This is a genomic window from Nocardia sp. CWNU-33, from assembly GCF_046764895.1.
Lineage (GTDB): Bacteria > Actinomycetota > Actinomycetes > Mycobacteriales > Mycobacteriaceae > Nocardia.
Genome location: NZ_JBKOQN010000045.1, coordinates 25,173 through 46,691 on the forward strand (window position 1 = coordinate 25,173; position 21,519 = coordinate 46,691).

At 65.1% G+C, this 21,519-nt stretch carries 21 protein-coding genes; all 21 read left to right on the forward strand.

Features of this window, described 5'->3' with window-relative positions; all coding sequences use genetic code 11:
• Positions 1–33: 33 nt before the first annotated feature.
• The 21 genes from thrC to murA all read left to right on the forward strand — a co-directional run bounded on the left by thrC (position 34) and on the right by murA (position 21,089).
• Positions 34–1,128: a threonine synthase gene (gene thrC / locus ACLMAL_RS35250; RefSeq protein WP_328409852.1), complete on the forward strand. Its 1,095-nt coding sequence runs from the start codon at positions 34–36 to the stop codon at positions 1,126–1,128.
• 43 nt (positions 1,129–1,171) lie between these two features.
• Complete coding sequence (gene thrB / locus ACLMAL_RS35255) at positions 1,172–2,131, forward strand: homoserine kinase (RefSeq protein ID WP_328409854.1); 960 nt, start codon at positions 1,172–1,174, stop codon at positions 2,129–2,131.
• A 434-nt stretch (positions 2,132–2,565) separates the two neighbouring features.
• Positions 2,566–4,584, forward strand: coding sequence for a transcription termination factor Rho (gene rho, locus ACLMAL_RS35260; RefSeq protein ID WP_412003035.1), 2,019 nt, complete (start codon positions 2,566–2,568; stop codon positions 4,582–4,584).
• A gap of 759 nt (positions 4,585–5,343) precedes the next feature.
• Positions 5,344–5,586, forward strand: coding sequence for a 50S ribosomal protein L31 (rpmE, locus tag ACLMAL_RS35265; RefSeq protein WP_328409859.1), 243 nt, complete (start codon positions 5,344–5,346; stop codon positions 5,584–5,586).
• A 108-nt stretch (positions 5,587–5,694) separates the two neighbouring features.
• On the forward strand, positions 5,695–6,765 hold the full coding sequence (gene prfA, locus ACLMAL_RS35270) for a peptide chain release factor 1 (RefSeq protein ID WP_412003036.1): 1,071 nt from the start codon (positions 5,695–5,697) through the stop codon (positions 6,763–6,765).
• A 25-nt stretch (positions 6,766–6,790) separates the two neighbouring features.
• Positions 6,791–7,663 (forward strand): peptide chain release factor N(5)-glutamine methyltransferase, encoded by an 873-nt coding sequence (gene prmC, locus ACLMAL_RS35275; RefSeq protein ID WP_412003037.1) that lies wholly within the window; start codon positions 6,791–6,793, stop codon positions 7,661–7,663.
• A 745-nt stretch (positions 7,664–8,408) separates the two neighbouring features.
• Complete coding sequence (locus ACLMAL_RS35280) at positions 8,409–9,074, forward strand: L-threonylcarbamoyladenylate synthase (protein WP_328409861.1); 666 nt, start codon at positions 8,409–8,411, stop codon at positions 9,072–9,074.
• Positions 9,075–9,279: 205 nt separating this feature from the next.
• Complete coding sequence (locus tag ACLMAL_RS35285; RefSeq protein ID WP_328409863.1) at positions 9,280–9,405, forward strand: hypothetical protein; 126 nt, start codon at positions 9,280–9,282, stop codon at positions 9,403–9,405.
• Positions 9,402–10,556 carry an MraY family glycosyltransferase gene (locus ACLMAL_RS35290; protein WP_328409866.1) on the forward strand — a complete coding sequence of 385 codons (1,155 nt, stop codon included), beginning with the start codon at positions 9,402–9,404 and terminating at the stop codon, positions 10,554–10,556. The genes ACLMAL_RS35285 and ACLMAL_RS35290 overlap by 4 nt, the downstream gene beginning before the upstream one ends.
• A 10-nt stretch (positions 10,557–10,566) precedes the next feature.
• Entirely contained in the window at positions 10,567–11,022 is a 456-nt protein-coding gene (locus ACLMAL_RS35295) for a hypothetical protein (protein WP_412003038.1), read from the forward strand.
• Between the two features lie 249 nt (positions 11,023–11,271).
• Positions 11,272–12,120 carry a F0F1 ATP synthase subunit A gene (gene atpB / locus ACLMAL_RS35300; RefSeq protein ID WP_412003039.1) on the forward strand — a complete coding sequence of 283 codons (849 nt, stop codon included), beginning with the start codon at positions 11,272–11,274 and terminating at the stop codon, positions 12,118–12,120.
• A gap of 72 nt (positions 12,121–12,192) precedes the next feature.
• Positions 12,193–12,441, forward strand: a complete 249-nt coding sequence (locus ACLMAL_RS35305; protein WP_040687112.1) for an ATP synthase F0 subunit C — start codon at positions 12,193–12,195, stop codon at positions 12,439–12,441.
• A 7-nt stretch (positions 12,442–12,448) separates the two neighbouring features.
• Positions 12,449–13,009, forward strand: coding sequence for a F0F1 ATP synthase subunit B (locus tag ACLMAL_RS35310; protein WP_412003040.1), 561 nt, complete (start codon positions 12,449–12,451; stop codon positions 13,007–13,009).
• Positions 13,010–13,028: 19 nt separating this feature from the next.
• Positions 13,029–13,838 carry a F0F1 ATP synthase subunit delta gene (locus ACLMAL_RS35315; RefSeq protein WP_328409874.1) on the forward strand — a complete coding sequence of 270 codons (810 nt, stop codon included), beginning with the start codon at positions 13,029–13,031 and terminating at the stop codon, positions 13,836–13,838.
• Positions 13,839–13,903: 65 nt separating this feature from the next.
• Positions 13,904–15,541, forward strand: coding sequence for a F0F1 ATP synthase subunit alpha (atpA, locus tag ACLMAL_RS35320; protein ID WP_328409876.1), 1,638 nt, complete (start codon positions 13,904–13,906; stop codon positions 15,539–15,541).
• Positions 15,542–15,596: 55 nt separating this feature from the next.
• Entirely contained in the window at positions 15,597–16,568 is a 972-nt protein-coding gene (locus ACLMAL_RS35325) for a F0F1 ATP synthase subunit gamma (RefSeq protein ID WP_328409878.1), read from the forward strand.
• 16 nt (positions 16,569–16,584) lie between these two features.
• Positions 16,585–18,027 (forward strand): F0F1 ATP synthase subunit beta, encoded by a 1,443-nt coding sequence (atpD, locus tag ACLMAL_RS35330; RefSeq protein WP_364906523.1) that lies wholly within the window; start codon positions 16,585–16,587, stop codon positions 18,025–18,027.
• A 6-nt stretch (positions 18,028–18,033) separates the two neighbouring features.
• On the forward strand, positions 18,034–18,411 hold the full coding sequence (locus ACLMAL_RS35335; protein ID WP_412003041.1) for a F0F1 ATP synthase subunit epsilon: 378 nt from the start codon (positions 18,034–18,036) through the stop codon (positions 18,409–18,411).
• Between the two features lie 197 nt (positions 18,412–18,608).
• Complete coding sequence (locus ACLMAL_RS35340; RefSeq protein ID WP_328409885.1) at positions 18,609–19,031, forward strand: DUF2550 domain-containing protein; 423 nt, start codon at positions 18,609–18,611, stop codon at positions 19,029–19,031.
• Positions 19,032–19,069: 38 nt separating this feature from the next.
• The gene (locus tag ACLMAL_RS35345) at positions 19,070–19,654 is read left to right on the forward strand and encodes a cob(I)yrinic acid a,c-diamide adenosyltransferase (RefSeq protein WP_412003042.1); all 585 of its coding nucleotides are present in this window, start codon (positions 19,070–19,072) and stop codon (positions 19,652–19,654) included.
• Positions 19,655–19,829: 175 nt separating this feature from the next.
• Positions 19,830–21,089: a UDP-N-acetylglucosamine 1-carboxyvinyltransferase gene (murA, locus tag ACLMAL_RS35350; protein ID WP_412003043.1), complete on the forward strand. Its 1,260-nt coding sequence runs from the start codon at positions 19,830–19,832 to the stop codon at positions 21,087–21,089.
• Positions 21,090–21,519: the final 430 nt, after the last annotated feature.

Below are 21,519 nucleotides of genomic sequence, written 5' to 3' on the forward strand. Positions count from 1 at the left end.
ACCTGCTCCCGGTCCGACGCAGGGAGCGCTGGCATGAACACCGCAGGCGTCGCACCGCAGACCGGAGTGCATTCGCGCTGGCCGGGGCTGATCGCGGCCTATCGTGATCGGCTCGCGGGCGCAGCTGACTGGGAACCGGTCACCCTCTTCGAGGGCGGCACCCCGCTGGTCCCCGCGCCGCACCTGTCCGAGCTGACCGGGTGTGATGTGTATCTCAAAGTCGAGGGGCTCAACCCGACCGGTTCGTTCAAGGACCGCGGCATGACGATGGCGATCACCGATGCCAAGTACCGCGGTCAGACCGCTGTGCTGTGTGCCTCCACCGGCAACACCTCGGCATCGGCCGCCGCTTACGCGACCCGCGCGGGCATGACCTGCGCCGTGCTGATCCCGCAGGGCAAGATCGCGATGGGCAAGCTGGCCCAGGCTGTCATGCTCGGCGCGAAGATCATCCAGGTCGAGGGCAATTTCGACGACTGCCTGGAGCTGGCCCGCAAGGTGACCGCGGAATTCCCGAGCATCGGTCTGGTGAACTCGGTGAACCCGGCCCGCATCGAGGGGCAGAAGACGGCCTCGTTCGAGATCTGTGATGTGCTCGGCAAGGCGCCGGACGTGCACGTGCTCCCGGTGGGCAACGCGGGCAACATCACCGCCTACTGGCGCGGTTACCGCGAGTACTACGCCGACGGCATCACCACGCAGCTGCCGCGCATGCTCGGTGTGCAGGCCGCGGGTGCCGCGCCGCTGGTCAACGGCGCTCCGGTCAAGGACCCGGAAACCATCGCCACCGCCATCCGGATCGGCGCGCCCGCGTCCTGGAACGGTGCGATGGAAGCCAAAGAGCAGTCCGGTGGCGCATTCCGCGCCGCCACCGACGAGGAGATCCTGGAGGCGTACCGACTGGTCGCTGCCACCGAGGGCGTCTTCGTCGAGCCTGCTTCGGCGGCCAGCGTCGCAGGTCTGCTCGCGGCCCGTAAGGAGGGCTGGCTCGACTCCGGCCTGACCGTTGTGTGCACCGTCACCGGCAACGGACTCAAGGATCCCGACACCGCGCTGTTGGGAATGCCGCAGGTCCAGGCGCTCGAGGTCGACCCGGTCGCGGTGGCCGCCGAACTAGAGCTGGCCTGAGTTGAGTGCTCGGGAAAGTCAACTGCATGAGCGGGCAGCAGCCATGACGCGGACGCTGCCCGCTGGGTTGTCCGTGCTCGCGCGGGTGCCCGCCTCCAGCGCGAACCTGGGTCCCGGATTCGATTCGCTCGGTATGGCATTGGGCATCTACGACGAGATCGAGGTGCGCACTACCGATTCCGGCCTGACGATCCGGGTGGAGGGTGAGGGCGCCGACGACGTGCCGTGGGGCCCTTCGCATCTGGTGGTGCGTGCCATCGAGCGCGGCCTGGAATCTGCCGGCGTATGGGCCGACGGCCTCGATGTGGTGTGCCGCAACGTGATTCCGCATTCACGTGGTCTGGGTTCGTCGGCCTCCGCGGTGGTCGGCGGGCTGGCCGCCGGCTGTGCGCTCGCCGCAAAATTGGATCCGGCACTGGCCACCGGCGCGGACCAATTGGTGCAGCTGGCATCGGAATTCGAAGGTCATCCGGACAACGCGGCCGCCAGCGTGCTGGGCGGTGTGGTGGTGTCCTGGACCGAGACCGACCGGCCCGCCGATGCGGGCGCGGATGGCACCGCGGCCGCGCCGACCAGGATCTACCGTGCGGTGCGCCTCGAGCCGCATCCCGACCTGCGTGCGGTGGTGCTCATTCCCGAGGAGCGCTCGTCCACCGCGCACACCCGTGGTCTGCTGCCCGAGGTGGTGCCGCATGGCGACGCCGCGTTCAACGTCAGCCGGGCCGCCCTCGCGGTGGTCGCACTGACCGAGCGCCCGGATCTGCTGCTGCCCGCGACCGCGGATCGGCTGCATCAAGGCCAGCGTGCGCCCGCCCTGCCGCTGACGACCACCTGGATCCACCGGCTGCGGGCCGCTGGTATTGCGGCGACGGTTTCCGGTGCGGGCCCGACCGTACTGGCCCTCGTCACCAGCGAATTCCCCCAGGAACTCCGCGAACTGGCAGCCGCGGAAGGTCTGCGGGTGGTCGAGCCGGGACTCGCAGAAGGCGTCCAGGTCGACTGACGGCGAGTCTGCCTTGCCGAGGTTGACAGTTGCCAGCTATCCTGAGCGAGTCCGTACATCGTGCGCATCAGACGCCGGTGCTTCATCAGGGCAATCGCTCCAGGCTCCAGGCTCGAGCCTCCAGGCCATGGGGGTGCTGCGTAGCTGCGCAACTGGAATGATCTCTCCCACCTTTCACAAACTGGTGGCGAAGCCGCCGGTCCGGCGGGGCAGGTGATACGGCACAAAGCGACCGGCAGGACGGATGTCCTGCGGTTGTACTCCGAGTTCGGCACAGTGCCCGAACTGCGGAACAAACCCTCGAAATAGCACACGGCAATCGAGGGAAGGAAAGGATTTCCGTGACAGATACGGACCTGCTCGCGACACCCGGGGTGGAATCCAACCCAACGACCCCGGGCGACCGCGAAAGTGACTCCGGACAGATTTCGAAGATGAGCGAACAAACCGACGTCGCACGATCGGGGCTGACTGGAATGTTGTTGCCGCAGTTGCGCGCGCTCGCGGGGGAGCTCGGTATCCGAGGCACCTCCGGAATGCGCAAAGGCGATTTGATCGCCGCTATCAAGGAAAACCAGGCCGGAAAGTCGGCGAAGGCAGAAAAGTCCGCGCGTGGCGAGGTGAAGTCCGATGCGGACACCGCCAAGGCGGTGCCGGTGCAGGCAACCCTGGATGTGACGCCCGCGGCTCCTGCCGCGGCGAACGAGGCTTCCGCTCCGTCGAATCAGGCTCCCGCCGCGGCTCAGTCGAATGAGGCTCCCGCGGCCACGTCGAAGTCCGCTCCCTCGAAGTCTGCTCGATCCGAGCAAACGCAGGCCGACTCGGCGCAGGCCGAGGCCGCGCCGACCGAGACCACCGAGGATTCCGGCCGCGAGCCGGGTCAGCGTGGTCGTGGCAGGCAGCGTCGCGGACGTGACCAGGCCCGCTCCGGTGGCGAGACCGCGTCGGCGGAATCGCGGGGTGACGAGCCGAAGCAGGATCAGGAGCAAGGCGAACGCCGCCGCGAGCGGAGTCAGTCCGGCGAGCGGAGTCAGTCCGGCGAGCGGAGTCAGTCCGGCGAGCGGAGTCAGACCGGCGAACGCGGCCAGTCCGGTGAGCGTGGCCAGTCCGAGCGCACCAACCAGAACGGGAGCGGCAATCGGGACCGTGGCGGCGAAAGCCGTGGCGGCGACAGCAACCGTGGCGGTGACGAGGACGAGGGCGGTCGCGGACGGCGTGGACGTCGCTTCCGTGAGCGTCGTCGTGGTCGCGACCGCGAAGGCGGCCCGAGCACGGGCGAGGCCCGTGAGCTGGAGATCCGCGAAGACGACGTATTGCAGCCGGTCGCGGGCATCCTCGACGTGCTCGACAACTACGCGTTCGTGCGGACCTCGGGCTACCTGGCCGGACCGAACGACGTGTACGTCTCGATGAACCTGGTTCGCAAGAACGGCCTGCGCCGCGGTGACGCGATCACCGGTGCGGTGCGCGCCCCGCGTGACGGTGAGCAGAGCAACCAGCGGCAGAAGTTCGATCCGCTGGTGCGGTTGGACACGGTCAACGGCGGTGACGTCGATGCGGCCAAGCGTCGTCCCGAGTTCAGCAAGCTGACCCCGCTCTACCCGAATCAGCGACTGCGTCTGGAAACCACGCAGAACAAGCTGACCACGCGTGTGATCGACCTGATCATGCCGATCGGCAAGGGGCAGCGTGCGCTGATCGTCTCCCCGCCCAAGGCGGGTAAGACCACGATCATGCAGGACATCGCGAACGCGATCGCCATCAACAACCCCGAGGTCTACCTCATGGTTGTGCTGGTCGACGAGCGTCCGGAAGAGGTCACCGACATGCAGCGTTCGGTGAAGGGTGAGGTCATCGCCTCCACCTTCGACCGGCCGCCGTCAGACCACACCTCGGTTGCCGAGCTGGCCATCGAGCGGGCCAAGCGCCTGGTCGAAATGGGCAAAGACGTTGTGGTGCTGCTCGACTCGATCACCCGATTGGGCCGTGCGTACAACAACTCCTCGCCCGCCTCCGGCCGCATCCTCTCCGGTGGTGTCGATTCCACCGCGCTGTACCCGCCCAAGCGGTTCCTCGGCGCGGCGCGCAACATCGAGAACGGCGGCTCGCTGACGATCATCGCCACCGCGATGGTGGAGACCGGTTCGACCGGTGACACGGTGATCTTCGAGGAGTTCAAGGGCACCGGCAACGCGGAGCTCAAGCTGGACCGCAAGATCGCGGAACGGCGTGTGTTCCCGGCGGTGGACGTCAATCCGTCCGGTACCCGTAAGGACGAGCTACTGCTCAGCCCAGACGAGGCCGCGGTGCTGCACAAGCTGCGCCGCGTACTGACCGGCTTGGACTCGCATCAGGCGATCGATCTGCTGATCGACCGACTGAAGAAGAGCAAGAACAACCTCGAGTTCCTGATGCAGGTGAGCAAGACCGCGCCAGGCGCACTCGACGAATGAGCCAGTCCGCCTCCCCGCGACTCGAGGGCACAAATAAGTGCCACGAGAGTCGCACGGCGGGCCGGCGGTCGAGTACTCGGCGATTTCTGGGCGTACCCCAGGAGTTACCCAGGTACTCGCGAAATCAGTAGTTGTTCCAGCAATCTCAGGGGCTCCGTGCACACGGGGCCCCTGAGTGCTGCGTGGGCTGAAGAACACCAGGCCGATAGCGGCGGCGCCGATGATCATGCAGCCGAGGATCATTGCGGTCGTTGCTGTTGAGTCGGAGGCGGTTGCGGTGTTCACGGGTTCGAAGGCCGTCGTGGTCGGCTCCGTGTATACGGTGGTCGAGGTGTGCGGGGCGTCGGGTACGGCAAGCCGGCCCACCGCGACAGTGAGAATCAACAGGGCGAAGATCGCGAGTGCGATTCGGCTGTTCATGAGTTCTCCTTTCTGTCTCGGCACGGCGTTGTGCTACCAGGGCTCAAATTCTATGAACAGCAGTGTTCGCATTCCTGAGTAGCGGACTACTCGACTTAAGGGTTCGGTAAGAGTGCGGGATCCGCGTGCCCGGACTTCTATGGGCGGGAAAGGCGGGGGAGTACTCGCTGGCCGGGAACAAACCCGTAACGGGATGCGTTTTGGGAGCGTAGCGGCAGTTCTGGCATACTGAACGGTCGTTGCGTCTGCTCACCGAGCAGACCTCCCGCCTAGTCGGCTCCGGTTCACGCTCTCGCGATCTGCAAGGGCGACCCGGCGGCCAATATCGAGAGGACACCCATGAAGGCAGGAATCCACCCGACGTATGTCGACACCACGGTCGTCTGTGGTTGCGGCAACACCTTCCAGACTCGCAGCACCAAGGAGTCGGGACACATCACCGTCGAGGTCTGCTCGCAGTGCCATCCGTTCTACACCGGCAAGCAGAAGATCCTCGACACCGGCGGCCGTGTGGCCCGCTTCGAGGCCCGCTACGGCAAGCGTGCCGGCAAGAAGGCTGAAGCCGAAGCCGACGCCAAGTAGCTTCCTCGCCGACGCCCGGTCCTGCTTCTGCAGGCCGGGCGTCGGTGCTTTTGTGTGGTCCCGGTCTTCGCCCGGGATGGCGTGGAAAAACGAGAGGAAGCAGCTACCGTGACGCAACCGTCCGCGATCGATGACATTCTGGCCGAGCACTCGGGCTTGGAGATGCAGCTGTCCGATCCGGCGCTGCACAACGATCCGGGCGCTGCGCGCCGGGTCGGCAAGCGGTTCGCCGAGTTGGCCCCCATCATGGCCACCTACAACAAACTGCAGACTGCCCGCGACGATCTCTCCGCCGCCAAGGAACTCGCGGCCGACGATGCGGCTTTCGCGGCCGAGGTGCCCGATCTGGAACGCCAGGTCGTCGAGTTGGAGCAGACGCTGGCGGATCTGCTCGCTCCGCGCGACCCGCACGACGGCGACGATGTGGTGCTCGAGGTCAAGTCCGGCGAAGGCGGCGAGGAATCCGCGCTGTTCGCTGCGGACCTGGCCCGCATGTACATCCGCTACGCCGAGCGGCACGGGTGGAAGGTCGAGGTTCTCGACGTCACCATCTCCGACCTCGGCGGCTACAAAGACGCCACGCTATCGATCAAGAGCAAGGACGCCGCACGCGACGGTGTCTGGTCGCGATTCAAATTCGAGGGCGGTGTGCACCGGGTGCAGCGCGTCCCGGTGACCGAATCGCAGGGCCGCATCCACACCTCGGCCGCGGGCGTGCTCATCTATCCGGAGCCCGACGAGGTGGAAGAGGTGCAGATCGACGAAACCGATCTGCGCATCGACGTCTACCGCTCCTCCGGCAAGGGCGGTCAGGGCGTCAACACCACCGACTCGGCCGTTCGCATCACCCACCTGCCCTCGGGCATCGTGGTGACCTGCCAGAACGAGCGTTCCCAGCTGCAGAACAAGGCACGTGCCATGCAGGTGCTCGCCGCACGGCTGCAGGCGCTCGCCGAGGAGCAGGCCGACCAGGAAGCCGCGGCGGGCCGAGCCAGCCAGATCCGCACGGTCGACCGGTCCGAACGCATCCGCACCTACAACTTCCCGGAGAATCGGATCGCCGACCATCGCATCGGATTCAAGGCCCACAACCTGGATGCTGTGCTCGATGGCGATATGGACGCACTGCTCGATGCGCTGGGCAAGGCGGATCGCGAGGCCCGAATGGCCGCCGAATAGGCCTCGATCGGGCAAAGTCAGCGCTATGAGTCGTGAGCCGTTGCGTCCAGTCATCAATGAAGCCGTAGAGACCCTGCGGGCGACCGGGGTACACAGTCCGCAGGCAGACGCCGAACATCTCGCGGCGCACGTGCTCGGCGTCGAGCGAACACGACTGGCGCTGACGCCTCTGGTCGAGCCCGAGAAGCTGGCGCAGTACCGTGCGCTGGTCGCCAAGCGTGCGGAACGAATCCCGTTGCAGCACTTGACCGGTACGGCCGCGATGGGTGAGATCGACCTGGCGGTCGGGCCCGGCGTTTTCGTGCCGCGACCGGAGACCGAGCTGCTGTTCGCCTGGGCATTGGGCCAGCTGGAGAAGCTGCCGCACGATCACACGCCCATCGTGGTCGACCTGTGCACCGGTTCCGGCGCGCTCGCCCTGGCCATCGCGCACGCCCGCCCCGACGCCGACGTGCACGCCATCGAGATCGATCCGTCCGCGCTGCAATGGGCCCGCCGCAATGCCGACCTCCGTATTGCCGACGGCGACACCCCCATCACCCTGTACGCCGACGACGTCACCGACCCGAACCTGCTGTCCGAGCTGAACGGCCGCGTTGACCTCGTGGTGTCCAACCCGCCCTACATTCCGGATGCCGCCGAACTCGACCCCGAGGTCGCCGACCACGACCCGCATCTGGCCCTGTTCGGCGGCCCCGATGGCCTGGACGTCATCCGCGCGATGATCCCCACCATCACCCGCCTGCTGCGCCCCGGCGGCACCACGGCCATCGAACACGACGACACCAACGGCTCGGAACTGGCGGCCCTACTCGGCAAACAGGGCGAATTCACCGACATCGTCGAACACCCCGACCTAGCCGGAAAACCGCGCTTCGTCGCCGCCAACCGCGCATGACCGCCCCGCCCCGCCCTTGATCCGGTCCAGCTCGACAGCTGCACTACACGCCGAGCGCCCCACCCCCACGACCTGAGTCCCGCCTGCTCAGCGCAGCTCGATCCAGCACTTGAGCCCGCGGCCTATCCCACCCACTCGAGCAGCCCAACCGGATCCACCACGGGGTCGTCGAGTCAAGGGCTGTTGGCCAGCTCGAAAGACGATGTCGTGCCGAGGGGGGCGTCGAACTGATGCTCGCGACCTTGTCGTGTGTGCTTCGACCAGTCGGATTTCGCCGGTAGTAAATGCCGCGTGTAGCTACCGATGCACCCTATCGGCGCGATGACGCCTTTTGAGCGAAGCAACATCCAGCACTAGAGTTTGCGGCCCGTCCCCACCCCCACAACAGCCGAAGCACGTCGACCGAAGCCGGCGAGCCCGCTACCGACGCACGTACTCGGCACGGTGACGCATCCCGAGCGAAGCGAGATCCAGCCCCAGACTTCGCGGCTCGTCCCACCACCGCAACAGCCGCAGCGCATCCTCCAAAGTCGCAAGCTCGGCTACCGACGCCCCCACTCGGCACGATGATGTCTTCCGAGCGCAGCGAGACCGAGCCCTAGAGTTCGCGGCCCGTCTCGCTTCCGAGTCGTCGAAGCGCATGCGCCGCAGGCGCGAGTCTCGACGGCTCGGAAGCGAGACCAAGGGGGCCGCGAACCCGCAGCGCCGCAGGCGCTGCCAAAAAACACTGTGACAGGATGGGGGCGTGAGTACCGTCTACGACTGCGCGGATCCCGACTCCCGCGCCGCCGGACTGACCGCAGCCACGAGCGCCTTGAAATCCGGGCGGTTGGTCGTGCTGCCCACCGACACGCTCTATGGCCTCGCCGTCGACGCGTTCGATTCTTCGGCGGTCGGTTCGCTGCTTGCGGCCAAGCGACGCGGCAGGGACATGCCGGTGCCGGTGCTGGTCGGATCGTGGCACACCATCGACGGCTTGGTCTTCTCGGTGCGCCCACAGGCCCGCGAACTGATTCGTGCGTTCTGGCCCGGCGGACTGAGTCTGGTTGTGCAGCAAGCCCCTTCACTTGCGTGGGATCTCGGCGACACCCGAGGAACGGTGATGCTGCGGATGCCGCTGCATCCGGTCGCGCTCGAACTGCTGCGTGAGGTCGGCCCGCTGGCGGTGTCCAGTGCCAACGTTTCGGGACAGCCGCCTGCCAAGACCGCCGCCGAGGCTCGCGATCAGCTCGGCGACCTGGTCGGGGTCTACCTCGACGGCGGACCGTCCGAGCATGCCGTTGCCTCCACCATCGTCGATCTCACCGCCGACCAGCCGCGCGTTCTGCGCGAGGGCGCGGTGGCGGTCGCCGATATTGCCGAGGTGCTCGGGATGTCGCCGGAAGCCCTGACCGGCGCTGTGTCGCGGTAAGTTGCTCGACCCGGATGCAGTAAAACCTGGATGTCGGACCGCAAGCCGAGGCGCTGAGCTCTTGACCTCGGCATCGGACGTGAAGCGGCTTCCCGTCCGATGCGGTCGGTCGCGTGGCGCATGTCGACCGCAGGCGTCGGTATGGTCGCGGAGCCGAACCGGGCCGGTGTGGGTCGCCGCTGCTGCCTGGCCCGATCAATCTGGGATGCGTGGTGTTCAGGTGATGGATGCGATGATGGTCGCCGTGAAGATGGTCCGGGACAACATCTATTTCGATGGTCGTTTGCTGGGGACGGGCAGGGCGCTTCTGGTGGATGAGGGGCTGCGGTGACCGGTCAGGGAGCTGTGGTCCCCCTGCGTGAGCTACTGCTTGTGCTGCTGGTTGCCTCGACCGCGACGTTCCTGGCGACCGGAGGGGTTCGGTTGATGGCGATTGCCTTCGGTGCAGTCGCGGTGCCGCGTGAGCGGGACGTCCACGTCAAGCCGATCCCCCGCATGGGTGGGGTCGGCATCTATGTCGGGGTCGTCGCCGCAATCCTCTTCGCTCAGCAGTTGCCCGCGCTGCGTCGCGGGTTCGAGTGGCAGCATGATATTTCAGCAGTTCTGGTGGCAGGGACACTCATCGTGTTGGTCGGCATTGTCGACGATCGCTGGGGTTTGGACGCGCTGACAAAGTTTGCCGGGCAGGTGACTGCTGCGGGAGTGATGGCCGTTATGGGTTTGAGCTGGGTTATTGTCTACGACCCGTTCAACAACGAGACGGTGGTTCTCGATAGATTGCTGGGCGGATTGATTACTGTCGGCATCACCGTCGTGATGATCAATGCAATGAATTTTGTCGATGGTCTGGACGGTCTGGCGGCGGGCCTCGGCTTGATCGCGGCCTTGGCTGTGTTCGTCTTTACTATCGGATTGCTGAACGAGCAGGGTGGAGCAGCTGACACCTATCGGCCGGCTCTGCTCGCTGCGGCGCTCGCCGGTGCGTGCTTGGGTTTTCTTCCGCATAATTTTCAGCCTGCGCGAATCTTCATGGGCGACTCCGGCTCGATGCTGATCGGGTTGATGCTCGCTGCAGTGTCCACCGGAGCGTCCGGGCGGATACCGCTGAACGGCTTCGGGCCTCGTGATGTAGTCGGCTTGCTGTCACCTCTGTTGCTGGTCGGCGCAGTGATGTTCATTCCGGTGCTGGATCTCGTGCTGGCGATTGTGCGTCGTGTCCGTGCCGGGGTCAGTTTCTCGACTCCGGACAAAATGCACTTGCATCACCGGTTGCTGCAGATCGGACACTCGCACCGGCGCGTGGTTTTGCTTATCTATTTGTGGGTCGGTGTGCTCGCCTTCGGCGCTGTCGGCACCGCGCTGATGGACCGGCGGCTGGTGGTGCTGCTGATGGCGGGCGGACTGGTTTTCGCCCTCGTTGTCACCGCGATCCCTGGTCTGCGCCGCGGGGATGCCGCGGGTGACCGGACGCCGCCCGGGTAAAGTTTTGGTCGTGAGCTTTACTCCGACACCTGTCCCCGGTCCCGAAGCGCCGCTCAGGGCGGCGCTGCGCTACGGCGCGATCGGGTTGATCGTGTTGGTGGTGCTCGCCGTGGCGATCGCCTCCTCGGCGGCCGGTATGCCCGGCTTCTGGGGTGCGCTGATCGGCGCGGCCATCGGTGGCGGTTTCATCCTCACCACGGCGGTCGTCGTATTGCTCGGCGCGAAGCTGCCGGCGAGCACTGCGGGCCTGGTCATGCTGGTCAGCTGGGTCGGCAAGCTGCTGGTCGCGATGGTGGTGGTTGCGGTGCTGCAGAACTTCGATTTCTACAACCGGATGGCCCTGTTCCTGACCGTGGTGGGCGCCCTCGTCATCGTGCTCGGAGCGGAGACGTATGGCGTTCTGCGCCAGAAGGTTCCGTACGTGACGGTGCCCGATGCCGAGCCCGAACCGGGTACTGGTCAGTAATAAATCCCACCCACCTACACACTGTCGTAGATAACTTGGTAAAGTGTTGGTAAGCAAGCAACCAAGCGAGGGGGGATCACCCCGATCCCGCTGAGTGCCGCTATGCTTACTGCCGTGCCGGGCTCCGAGGGTTCCGGTTCTGCATGTCGACGATGTCGCCGACACACGTACAGACGCCAGGTGGAGTCCATCCCACCGCACAGCTGCTGACGAAATTCGAGCCGACCTGAGTCGACTAATTGATCGTCAATGTCCGATCGAACCGTGGGTACGACCGAACCCACGGCCCGAACACGGGAGAGAACGCTGAGCGTCACCACTTTGGCGGGCGAGTTCCACGCGCCATCGCTGTCCGACTTCTTCCCTCCAGCTGTGCTGTTCGAGGGTACGCCGTTCGAACTCGACCGACTGATGCTGATTCGTCTGATCATGACGGCAGTTGTTGTCATTGTGATGGTGTTGGCATTCCGGAGTCCCCGCATCGTCCCGCGCGGCCTGCAGAACATTGCCGAAACCGGATTGGTCTTCGTCAAGGAACAGATTTGCGATGAGGTTCTCGGTAAGGAATCCGGCCGCAAGTTCTTCCCGCTGATCGCGACGATCTTCTTCACGGTCCTCTTTCTGAACTTCTCCGGCATCATTCCGGGGTTGAACATCTCGTCGAACGCCCGAGTCGGCATGCCGCTGGTACTTGCCCTGCTTGCGTACATCACGTTCAACTATGTGGGTATCAAGAAGTACGGATTCCTCAAGTACATGCGCAGCAGCATCGTGGTCCCGAATGTTCCGCCCGCATTGCACGTGTTGCTGATTCCGATCGAGTTCATCTCGACGTTCGTGCTCCGCCCGTTCACGCTGACCGTCCGACTCATGGCGAACATGCTCGCAGGGCACATCATGCTGGTGCTGTTCTTCAGCGCCACCTGGTTCTTCCTGTTCGACGCCACCCCGTGGATGAAGGTGTTCTCGCCGTTCTCGCTGATCGCGGGACTCGGGTTCACTCTCTTCGAGATCCTGGTCATCTTCCTGCAGGCCTATGTGTTCGCCCTGCTGACCGCGGTCTACATCGGACTCGCGCAACACGCTGACTCGCACTGACCCGCAACAACTACCGGAAACCTGCTACATCACGCCGACCGGCGGGTGAGCAATAGAAAGGGAATGGAACTCATGAGCCTCGCGTACCTGGCCCAGGAAGCTGCAACCACCTCCGAGAAGTTCAAGGGCTTCGGCGCCATCGGCTACGGTCTGGCCGCCATCGGCCCGGGCATCGGCGTGGGCATCGTCGTCGGTAAGGCGATCGAGGGCATCGCCCGTCAGCCCGAGCTCCAGGGCACGATCCGCACCAACATGTTCCTCGGTATCGCGTTCACCGAGGCGCTCGCGCTGATCGGCCTCGTCGCCGGCTTCATTTTCTGAGTTTGCGATGACCACGCTTTCTGTGCTCGCCGCGGAGACAGGGGAAGATATCAACCCCCTTATCCCCGAGACATACGACATCGTGTGGTCGGTGGTCTGCATTGCGATCATCGGCTTCATTTTCTACAAGTACGTAATTCCGCGCCTCATGAAGGTGCTGGACGAGCGTGCCGACAAGATCGAGGGTGGCATCCAGCGGGCCGAGGCCGCGCAGGAAGAGGCCCAGCTGACCCTGCAGCAGTATCAGCAGCAGCTGGCCGAGGCCAGGCTCGAGGCCGCGCGCATCCGTGAGGACGCCCGCACACAAGGCCAGCAGATCCTCGCGCAGATGCGCACGGAAGCCCAGGCCGAAAGCGACCGCATCGTCGCGGCAGGCCACAGCCAGCTGGAAGCCCAGCGGCAGCAGATCCTCACCGAACTGCGTGCCGAGGTCGGACAGACGGCCGTCGATCTGGCGGAAAAGATTATCGGACAGTCGGTTTCGGACGAGGCCAAGCAAGCGGCTTCGATCGAGCGGTTCCTGTCCGAGCTCGACCAGTCGAATGCCGGCATCGGGGTCGGAAGGTAGCGACGCGAAAGTGAGAAGCATGTACGCAGCGAGCCGCGAGGCAAGCTCCCGGTCCCGGGAGGCGCTTCGGGCCGCTCTGACCGGAAGCGACAGTGTTGCGGCCACGACGGGGTCGGAACTGTTCGCCGTTGTCGCCGTGCTGGATGACCAGCGTTCGCTGCGTGTTGCGCTCGCGGACGTTTCGGTGCCCGGCGCGGTTCGCGCCGAGCTGAGCGAGCGGGTCTTCAGCGGCAAGGTCAGCGCTGCCACGCTGGCGGTGCTGACCACCGCAGTGGCCCAGAACTGGTCGCGCACTGCCGATTTGGTCGACACTCTGGTGTTGCTCGGGCAGGAAGCGCTGCTGGAGTCGGCTGCCGACAGCGGGCGGATCGACGCGGTCGAGGACGAACTGTTCCGACTCGGCCGGATCATCAGCGACAACCCCGAGTTGGAGCAGGCACTGTCGGACCACGGGAAGCCGGCATCGGCCAAACGTGAGCTGACCAGCCGTCTGCTCACTGGCAAAACCGACACCATCACCCAGACCCTGGCGGACCAGGTGGTCACCCGGTCGAAGACGGGCATCGGCGAAGCATTCGACGAGCTGTCCGATCTCGCGGCCGCGCGGCGCGAGCAGATCGTCGCGCATGTTCGCGCGGCGATTGCGCTGACCGACCAGCAGCGCGGCCACCTTGCGGCGTCGTTGCAGCGCATCTACGGCAAGCCGGTCACTGTGCACGTCCAGGTCGATCCGAGTCTGCTGACCGGCGTCGTCGTGCACATCGGCGACGACGTGATCGACGGCAGCGCCACCGGCCGACTGGAACGGCTGCGTCGGGCCCTGGCTTGATGTCACAGCCTGACGACTCCTAATCCCCCCGACATTCGAGACCAGACAGCGAGAGCAGGAAGACTATGGCGGAGCTGACGATCTCCACCGATGAGATCCGTAGCGCGATCGAGAGCTACACCCAGAGCTACACCCCGGAAACCTCCATCGAAGAAGTCGGTGTTGTCACCGACACCGGTGACGGTATCGCCCACGTGAGCGGTCTGCCTTCGGCGATGGCCAACGAACTGCTCGAGTTCCCCGGTGGTGTGCTCGGCGTGGCGCTGAACCTCGAGGACCGCGCCATCGGTGCGGTTATCCTCGGCGAGTACGCCACCCTCGAAGAGGGCCAGGAAGTCCGCCGTACCGGCGACGTGCTCTCGGTTCCGGTGGGCGACAAGTTCCTCGGCCGCGTGGTCAACCCGCTCGGTCAGCCGATCGACGGCCTCGGCGAGATCGAAGCCGAAGAGCAGCGCGTGCTCGAGCTGCAGGCCGCGTCGGTGCTGCAGCGCCAGCCGGTCGAGGAACCGATGGCCACAGGTATCACTGCCATCGATGCACTCACCGCGATCGGCCGTGGCCAGCGTCAGCTGATCATCGGCGACCGCAAGACCGGCAAGACCGCGGTCTGCATCGACGCGATCCTGAACCAGAAGGCCAACTGGGAGTCGGGCGATCCGACCAAGCAGATGCGCTGCATCTACGTCGCGATCGGCCAGAAGGGCTCCACCATCGCGGGCGTCAAGACCGCGCTGGAGGCGCACGGTGCGATGGAGTACACCACCATCGTCGCGGCCCCCGCTTCGGACTCCGCCGGCTTCAAATGGCTTGCGCCCTACACTGGTTCGGCTCTCGGCCAGCACTGGATGTACCAGGGCAAGCACGTCCTGATCGTGTTCGACGACCTGAGCAAGCAGGCCGAGGCCTACCGCTCGATCTCGCTGCTGCTGCGCCGCCCGCCGGGCCGCGAGGCGTACCCGGGTGACGTCTTCTACCTGCACTCCCGTCTGCTGGAGCGTTGCGCGAAGCTGTCGGACGCGATGGGCGCGGGCTCGATGACTGGTCTGCCGATCATCGAGACCAAGGCCAACGACATCTCGGCCTTCATCCCGACCAACGTCATCTCCATCACCGACGGCCAGGTCTTCCTCGAGTCCGACCTGTTCAACAAGGGTGTCCGTCCGGCGATCAACGTCGGTACCTCGGTCTCCCGCGTCGGTGGCGCCGCCCAGACCAAGGGCATGAAGAAGGTCGCCGGTTCGCTGCGTCTGGAAATGGCGCAGTACCGCGAGCTGGAGGCGTTCTCCGCCTTCGCTTCCGACCTGGACGCGGCCTCGCTCGCCCAGCTCGAGCGTGGCGCCCGCTGGGTGGAACTGCTCAAGCAGGACCAGTACTCGCCGGTCCCCGTCGAAGACCAGATCGTTTCGATCTTCCTGGTCGACGCCGGCTACTACGAGTCGGTCCCGGTTGCCGACATCCGCCGGTTCAACGCCGAGCTGATCGAGGAGCTGCACCGCACCGCACCCGAGGCGTTCGAGTCGATCGCCGGCGGCAAGGTGCTGCAGGGCGACGCGGCCGACGCGATCAAGGTGGCCACCGACAAGTTCAAGCAGGGCTTCCTTGCCTCCGACGGCAGTCGTGTGGTGAACGAGGACGGAGCGGGTGAGCTCGAGTCCGAAGAGGTCGAGTCGCTGACCGTGACCCGCAAGCACGTCGAGAAGTAGCGCGGGCGAGCATGCGTTATTGGAATCTGGCGAATGAAGGGAGAGTGAACCGCTGATGGCAAACCTGCGTGAATTGCGCTCCCGCATTCGTGGTGTGAATTCGATCAAGAAGATCACCAAGGCCCAGGAGCTGATCGCGACCTCGCGAATCACCAAGGCTCAGGCCCGGGTTGCTGCGGCCAAGCCGTACGCGGAGGAGATCACCAAGGTTCTCGGTGAGCTGGCGAGTGCGTCGAAGAACCTCTCGCATCCGCTGCTGACGGAGCGCTCCAACCCGCGTCGCGCCGCCGTGCTGGTGATCACCAGTGACAGCGGTATGTGTGGTGGCTACAACTCGAACGTGCTCAAGCGCGCCGAGGAGCTCATGACCACGCTGCGCGGCGAGGGTAAAGAGCCGGTGGTGTACGTGATGGGCAACAAGGGCCTCATCTACTACACCTTCCGCAACCGTGCGCCGCGTGCGTCGTGGACTGGGTTCTCCCAGCAGCCGAAGTACACCGATGCCTCGGCCGCGTGCCGGCACCTGGTGGACAGCTTCATGGCGGGCTCCGAGGGCGAGGTTCCTGCTCCGAACGGCACCGGCAATATCGCCGGTGTCGACGAGCTGCACATCGTGTACACCCGGTTCGTCTCGATGCTGACGCAGACCCCGGAGGTGCGCCGGTTGGCGCCGATCCAGGTGAGCTACGTCGACGAGAACTTCGACCTGGGCGAGGACAGCCTGTCCGATTCGGCCACCGCCGATGTGCACGCGCAGTACGAGTTCGAGCCCGACGCCGATGTGCTGCTGGCGGCGCTGCTGCCCAAGTACATCAACACGCGTATCTACTCATCGTTGCTCGAGGCAGCGGCATCCGAGTCCGCGGCTCGGCGCACCGCAATGAAGGCCGCCACCGATAACGCCAATGAGCTGTCGAATGTCCTTACCAGGCAGGCGAACTCGGCGCGGCAGGCCCAGATCACGCAGGAAATCAGTGAAATCGTGGGCGGCGTGAACGCGCTGGCTTCGAGCTCGGACCGCGACTAAGCGCAGGAAGAGAATAATGACCGCAGCAGTCACGCAAGAAAGCCGGACGGGCGCGACAACAGGCCGCGTCGTCCGTGTCATCGGCCCCGTCGTGGACGTCGAGTTCCCGCGGGGTTCCATCCCAGAGCTGTTCAACGCTCTGCACGCCGAGATCGCGCTGGCGTCGGTGGCCAAGACCCTGACCCTCGAGGTTGCCCAGCACCTCGGCGACAACATCGTGCGCACCATCTCGATGCAGCCGACCGACGGCCTGGTCCGTGGGGCCAAGGTCTCCGACACCGGTAAGCCGATCTCGGTGCCGGTCGGTGACGTCGTCAAGGGCCACGTGTTCAACGCCCTCGGCGATTGCCTCGACACCCCCGGCCTCGGCCGGGACGGCGAGCAGTGGGGCATCCACCGCAAGCCACCGTCATTCGACCAGCTCGAGGGCAAGACCGAAATCCTCGAGACCGGTGTGAAGGTCATCGACCTGCTGACCCCGTATGTGAAGGGTGGCAAGATCGGTCTGTTCGGTGGCGCCGGTGTCGGCAAGACCGTGCTGATCCAGGAGATGATCACCCGTATCGCGCGTGAGTTCTCCGGCACGTCGGTGTTCGCCGGCGTCGGTGAGCGCACCCGTGAGGGCACCGACCTGCACCTGGAAATGGAAGAGATGGGCGTCCTGCAGGACACCGCCCTCGTCTTCGGCCAGATGGACGAGCCGCCGGGCACCCGTATGCGCGTCGCTCTCTCGGCCCTCACCATGGCCGAGTACTTCCGCGACGTGCAGCACCAGGACGTGCTGCTGTTCATCGACAACATCTTCCGGTTCACCCAGGCCGGTTCCGAGGTGTCGACGCTGCTCGGCCGGATGCCCTCCGCCGTCGGTTACCAGCCCACGCTGGCCGACGAGATGGGTGAGCTGCAGGAGCGCATCACCTCCACCCGTGGTCGGTCCATCACCTCGCTGCAGGCCATCTACGTGCCCGCCGACGACTACACCGACCCGGCTCCGGCGACCACCTTCGCCCACCTCGATGCGACGACCGAGCTCTCCCGCCCGATCTCGCAGAAGGGCATCTACCCGGCTGTCGACCCGCTGACCTCGACCTCCCGCATCCTGGAGGCCTCGATCGTCGGTGCGGAACACTTCCGGGTCGCCAACGAGGTCAAGCGGATCCTGCAGAAGTACAAGGAACTGCAGGACATCATCGCCATCCTCGGCATGGACGAGCTCTCCGAAGAGGACAAGGTCCTCGTCGGCCGGGCCCGTCGCCTGGAGAAGTTCCTCGGCCAGAACTTCATCGTGGCCGAGAAGTTCACCGGCCAGCCGGGTTCGGTGGTGCCGCTGTCCGACACCATCGAGGCGTTCGACCGCGTCTGCAAGGGCGAGTTCGACCACTTCCCGGAGCAGGCGTTCAACAGCTGCGGTGGACTCGACGACGTCGAGGCCGCCGCGAAGAAGATCGCCGGAAAGTAGTCACCGATGGCGGAAATGTCAGTTGATCTCGTCGCGGTCGAGCGACTGCTCTGGTCCGGCCAGGCGTCGTTCGTCAGCGCGCAGACCACCGAGGGCCAAATCGGCATCATGCCGGGCCACGAGCCGCTGCTCGGCCAGTTGGTCGAGGGCGGCACCGTGACCATCGTCGACATCGATGGGCAGCGCATCGTCGCTGCGGTGCACGGCGGTTTCTTCTCGGTGACCGCTACCACGGTCCGGGTGCTCGCCGAGTCCGCGGAGTTCGCCGGTGAGGTCGACGTCGAGGCGGCCCGCCGGGTGCTGGCCGACTCGGACGCCACCGAGGAACAGCAGCGGGCGGCTCAGGCCCGAGTGCGCGCGGTCGAGCAGAACGCGAACGCGTAGTCACGCACCACCATTGCGCACGACGCTGTCGGCGGCGAAACTTATTCGCCGCCGACAGCGTCGTTTCGGGGTTGGTACGAGCTGCGGGGCAAAAGACATGGCCCCGCCATTTGTAAACTCGGGTCCGTGGTTGAATGACCGCGAGGTGTCGTCGAGACGGCGGCGGAGCGAAGGGACGAACGGCATTGCAGACCGGGATGGTTCTCCTGATCATTCTGGTGCTCATGCTCGTTTTTCTGGCGCTGGCTTCGACCTACCGTCTGATCATGCTGCGCCGAGGTGGCACGGCTGCGTTGCTGCGGGTGCTGCCCGCGCGCGGTGGCCAGGGCTGGCGGCACGGCCTGATCCGATACGACGAGGATCGGCTGGTTTTCTACAAGCTGTCCAGCCTCAAACTCGGCCCCGACTCCACCATTCGACGCCAGGGCATCGAGATCGGTGACCGTCGCGGCCCGCGCGGCGACGAGTTCGACATCATGACCGAAGAACTGTCGGTGACCGCGGTGTCCGATAGCGACGGCGCTTTCGAACTCGCCTTGGACCGCGGTTCGCTTGCGGCCTTCCTTTCCTGGGTCGAATCCCGTCCGTCCGACCGCACCCGCAGGCTTCCAGGCCTCTGAACGGTCAGTCGTTCGGGTCCGACATCTAAGGTGGTCTTGTGAGCGTGCATCTGACGCGGATATACACGCGTACCGGGGACGACGGGACCACTGGACTCAGTGACTTCTCCCGGGTCGCCAAGACCGATCCCCGACTGGTCGCCTACGCCGATTGTGACGAGACCAATGCTGCCATCGGTGTTGCCATTGCACTCGGCAGCCCGACGCCGGAACTACTCGCGGTGCTCCACCAGATTCAAAACGACCTGTTCGACGCGGGCGCGGACCTGTCCACCCCCGTCGTCGCGGAGCCCAAGTACCCGCCGCTGCGGATCACCCAGCCCTACATCGACCGGCTCGAAGCCTGGTGCGATGAATTCAATGCCGAACTGGCGCCGCTGAATTCGTTCATCCTGCCCAGCGGCACTCCGCTTGCTGCGCTGTTGCACACCGCGCGCACCGTTGCGCGCCGCGCCGAGCGCGCCGCATGGGCTGCGGTGGCGGCACACCCGGACGACACGAACGTGCTGCCGGGCAAGTACTTGAATCGTCTATCGGATCTGCTGTTTATCCTGAGCCGGGTTGCCAATCCTGGCGGCGATGTGCTCTGGAAGCCGGGCGGAGACCAGGCGGGTGCATCATGATGGACGCGAACGCGGACACGATGGGCTCGACACGCAACGGCTGATTTCGTGACTACATGGGTAACTCGCCGGGTACGCCCGGAACTGAGCCAGGCATCTACCGCCGGCCCGAAACGCAACTATCGTGGCACTCAATAGTGCGCTGAATATCCGGAGAGGCGGACTGAGAGGCGGCATGGAGAGGTTTTTGGTTACCGGCGGGAATCAACTCGTCGGTGAGGTCGCGGTCGGGGGTGCCAAGAACAGCGTCCTAAAGCTGATGGCCGCTGCCTTGCTGGCCGAGGGCACGACCACCATTACGAACTGCCCGGACATCCTCGATGTGCCGCTGATGGGTGATGTGCTGCGCGGCCTGGGCTGCGACGTGACGATCGATGGTTCGGTCGTCATCATCAACACTCCTGCGGAACCGAAGTACCACGCGGACTTTCCCGCGGTGACACAGTTCCGCGCGTCGGTTTGTGTGCTCGGACCATTGATGGCGCGGTGCAAGCGGGCCGTTGTCGCGCTGCCCGGTGGGGACGCAATCGGTTCGCGTCCCTTGGATATGCATCAAGCCGGCCTGCGCCTGCTCGGGGCGACCAGCGAAATCGAACACGGTTGTGTGGTTGCGCGGGCGGACGAACTGCGCGGCGCGCGGATCAGGCTGGACTTTCCGTCGGTGGGGGCGACCGAGAACATCCTCATGGCGGCCGTGCTGGCCGAAGGGGAGACGGTCATCGATAACGCCGCACGTGAACCGGACATCGTCGACCTGTGCAACATGCTGGTTCAGATGGGCGCCCGTATCAGTGGCGCCGGCACGTCGGTGCTGACGATCGAGGGCGTCGAGCGCCTTTTGCCGACCACGCACCGTGTAATCGGTGATCGCATCGTCGCCGCCACCTGGGGGATTGCCGCCGCGATGACTATGGGCGACATCCGGGTGACCGGCGTCAACCCGAAGCATCTGTCCCTGGTGCTGGACAAGCTGCGCTCGGCAGGAGCGCGGATTTCGTTCGAACCGGACGGTTTCCGTGTGCTCCAGGCCGACCGGCCGCGTGCGGTCAACTTCTCCACATTGCCTTTCCCTGGGTTCCCGACCGATCTGCAGCCGATGGCTATCGGCCTCGCGGCGATCGCCGACGGCACCTCGATGATCACCGAGAACGTCTTCGAAGCGCGGTTCCGCTTCGTCGAGGAGATGATTCGGCTCGGTGCCGACGCGCGAACCGATGGACACCACGCTGTGGTGCGCGGAATTCCGCGGTTGTCCAGTGCGCCGGTGTGGTCGTCGGATATTCGTGCAGGCGCGGGACTCGTGCTCGCGGGTCTGGTTGCCGATGGTGTCACCGAAGTGCACGACGTCTTCCATATCGACCGCGGCTACCCGAATTTCGTCGAGCAGCTGCAGGCATTGGGTGGCCAAGTGGAGCGGGTCGGCGCGGCTGATTGATCTTGTCCGCCAGGAATGGGCGGACACAATGATCACGTGTCGTCGAAAACCGTTCCTGACCAGGCGATTTGACATCATGCACGCAGACACGTAACTTTATTCAAGTCAGAGCGACACGGACACCGACCCGGAGCCGAGAAGCGCAGCGGAAACGCTGAGCGGAGGCGAGGGAAACGAGGTAGTACGAGGAGCGCCTGACGATCACACTAGCTCGATCGAGGCCCTGGTTTGCGCCTGGGTATGTGACTGAGCTAAGCTTGAAAAGTTGCCTCACCGATCAATCAGAGTAAATCTGGGCGATGGTGTGTGCGTGTGTTCTTTGAGAACTCAATAGTGTGTCGATGAATGTCAGTGCCAATTATTTAATTGGTTCCGGCCTTACATACCCCCCGGTTGTAGGGTTGGACATTTAGTCAGCAAATCTTTTTGC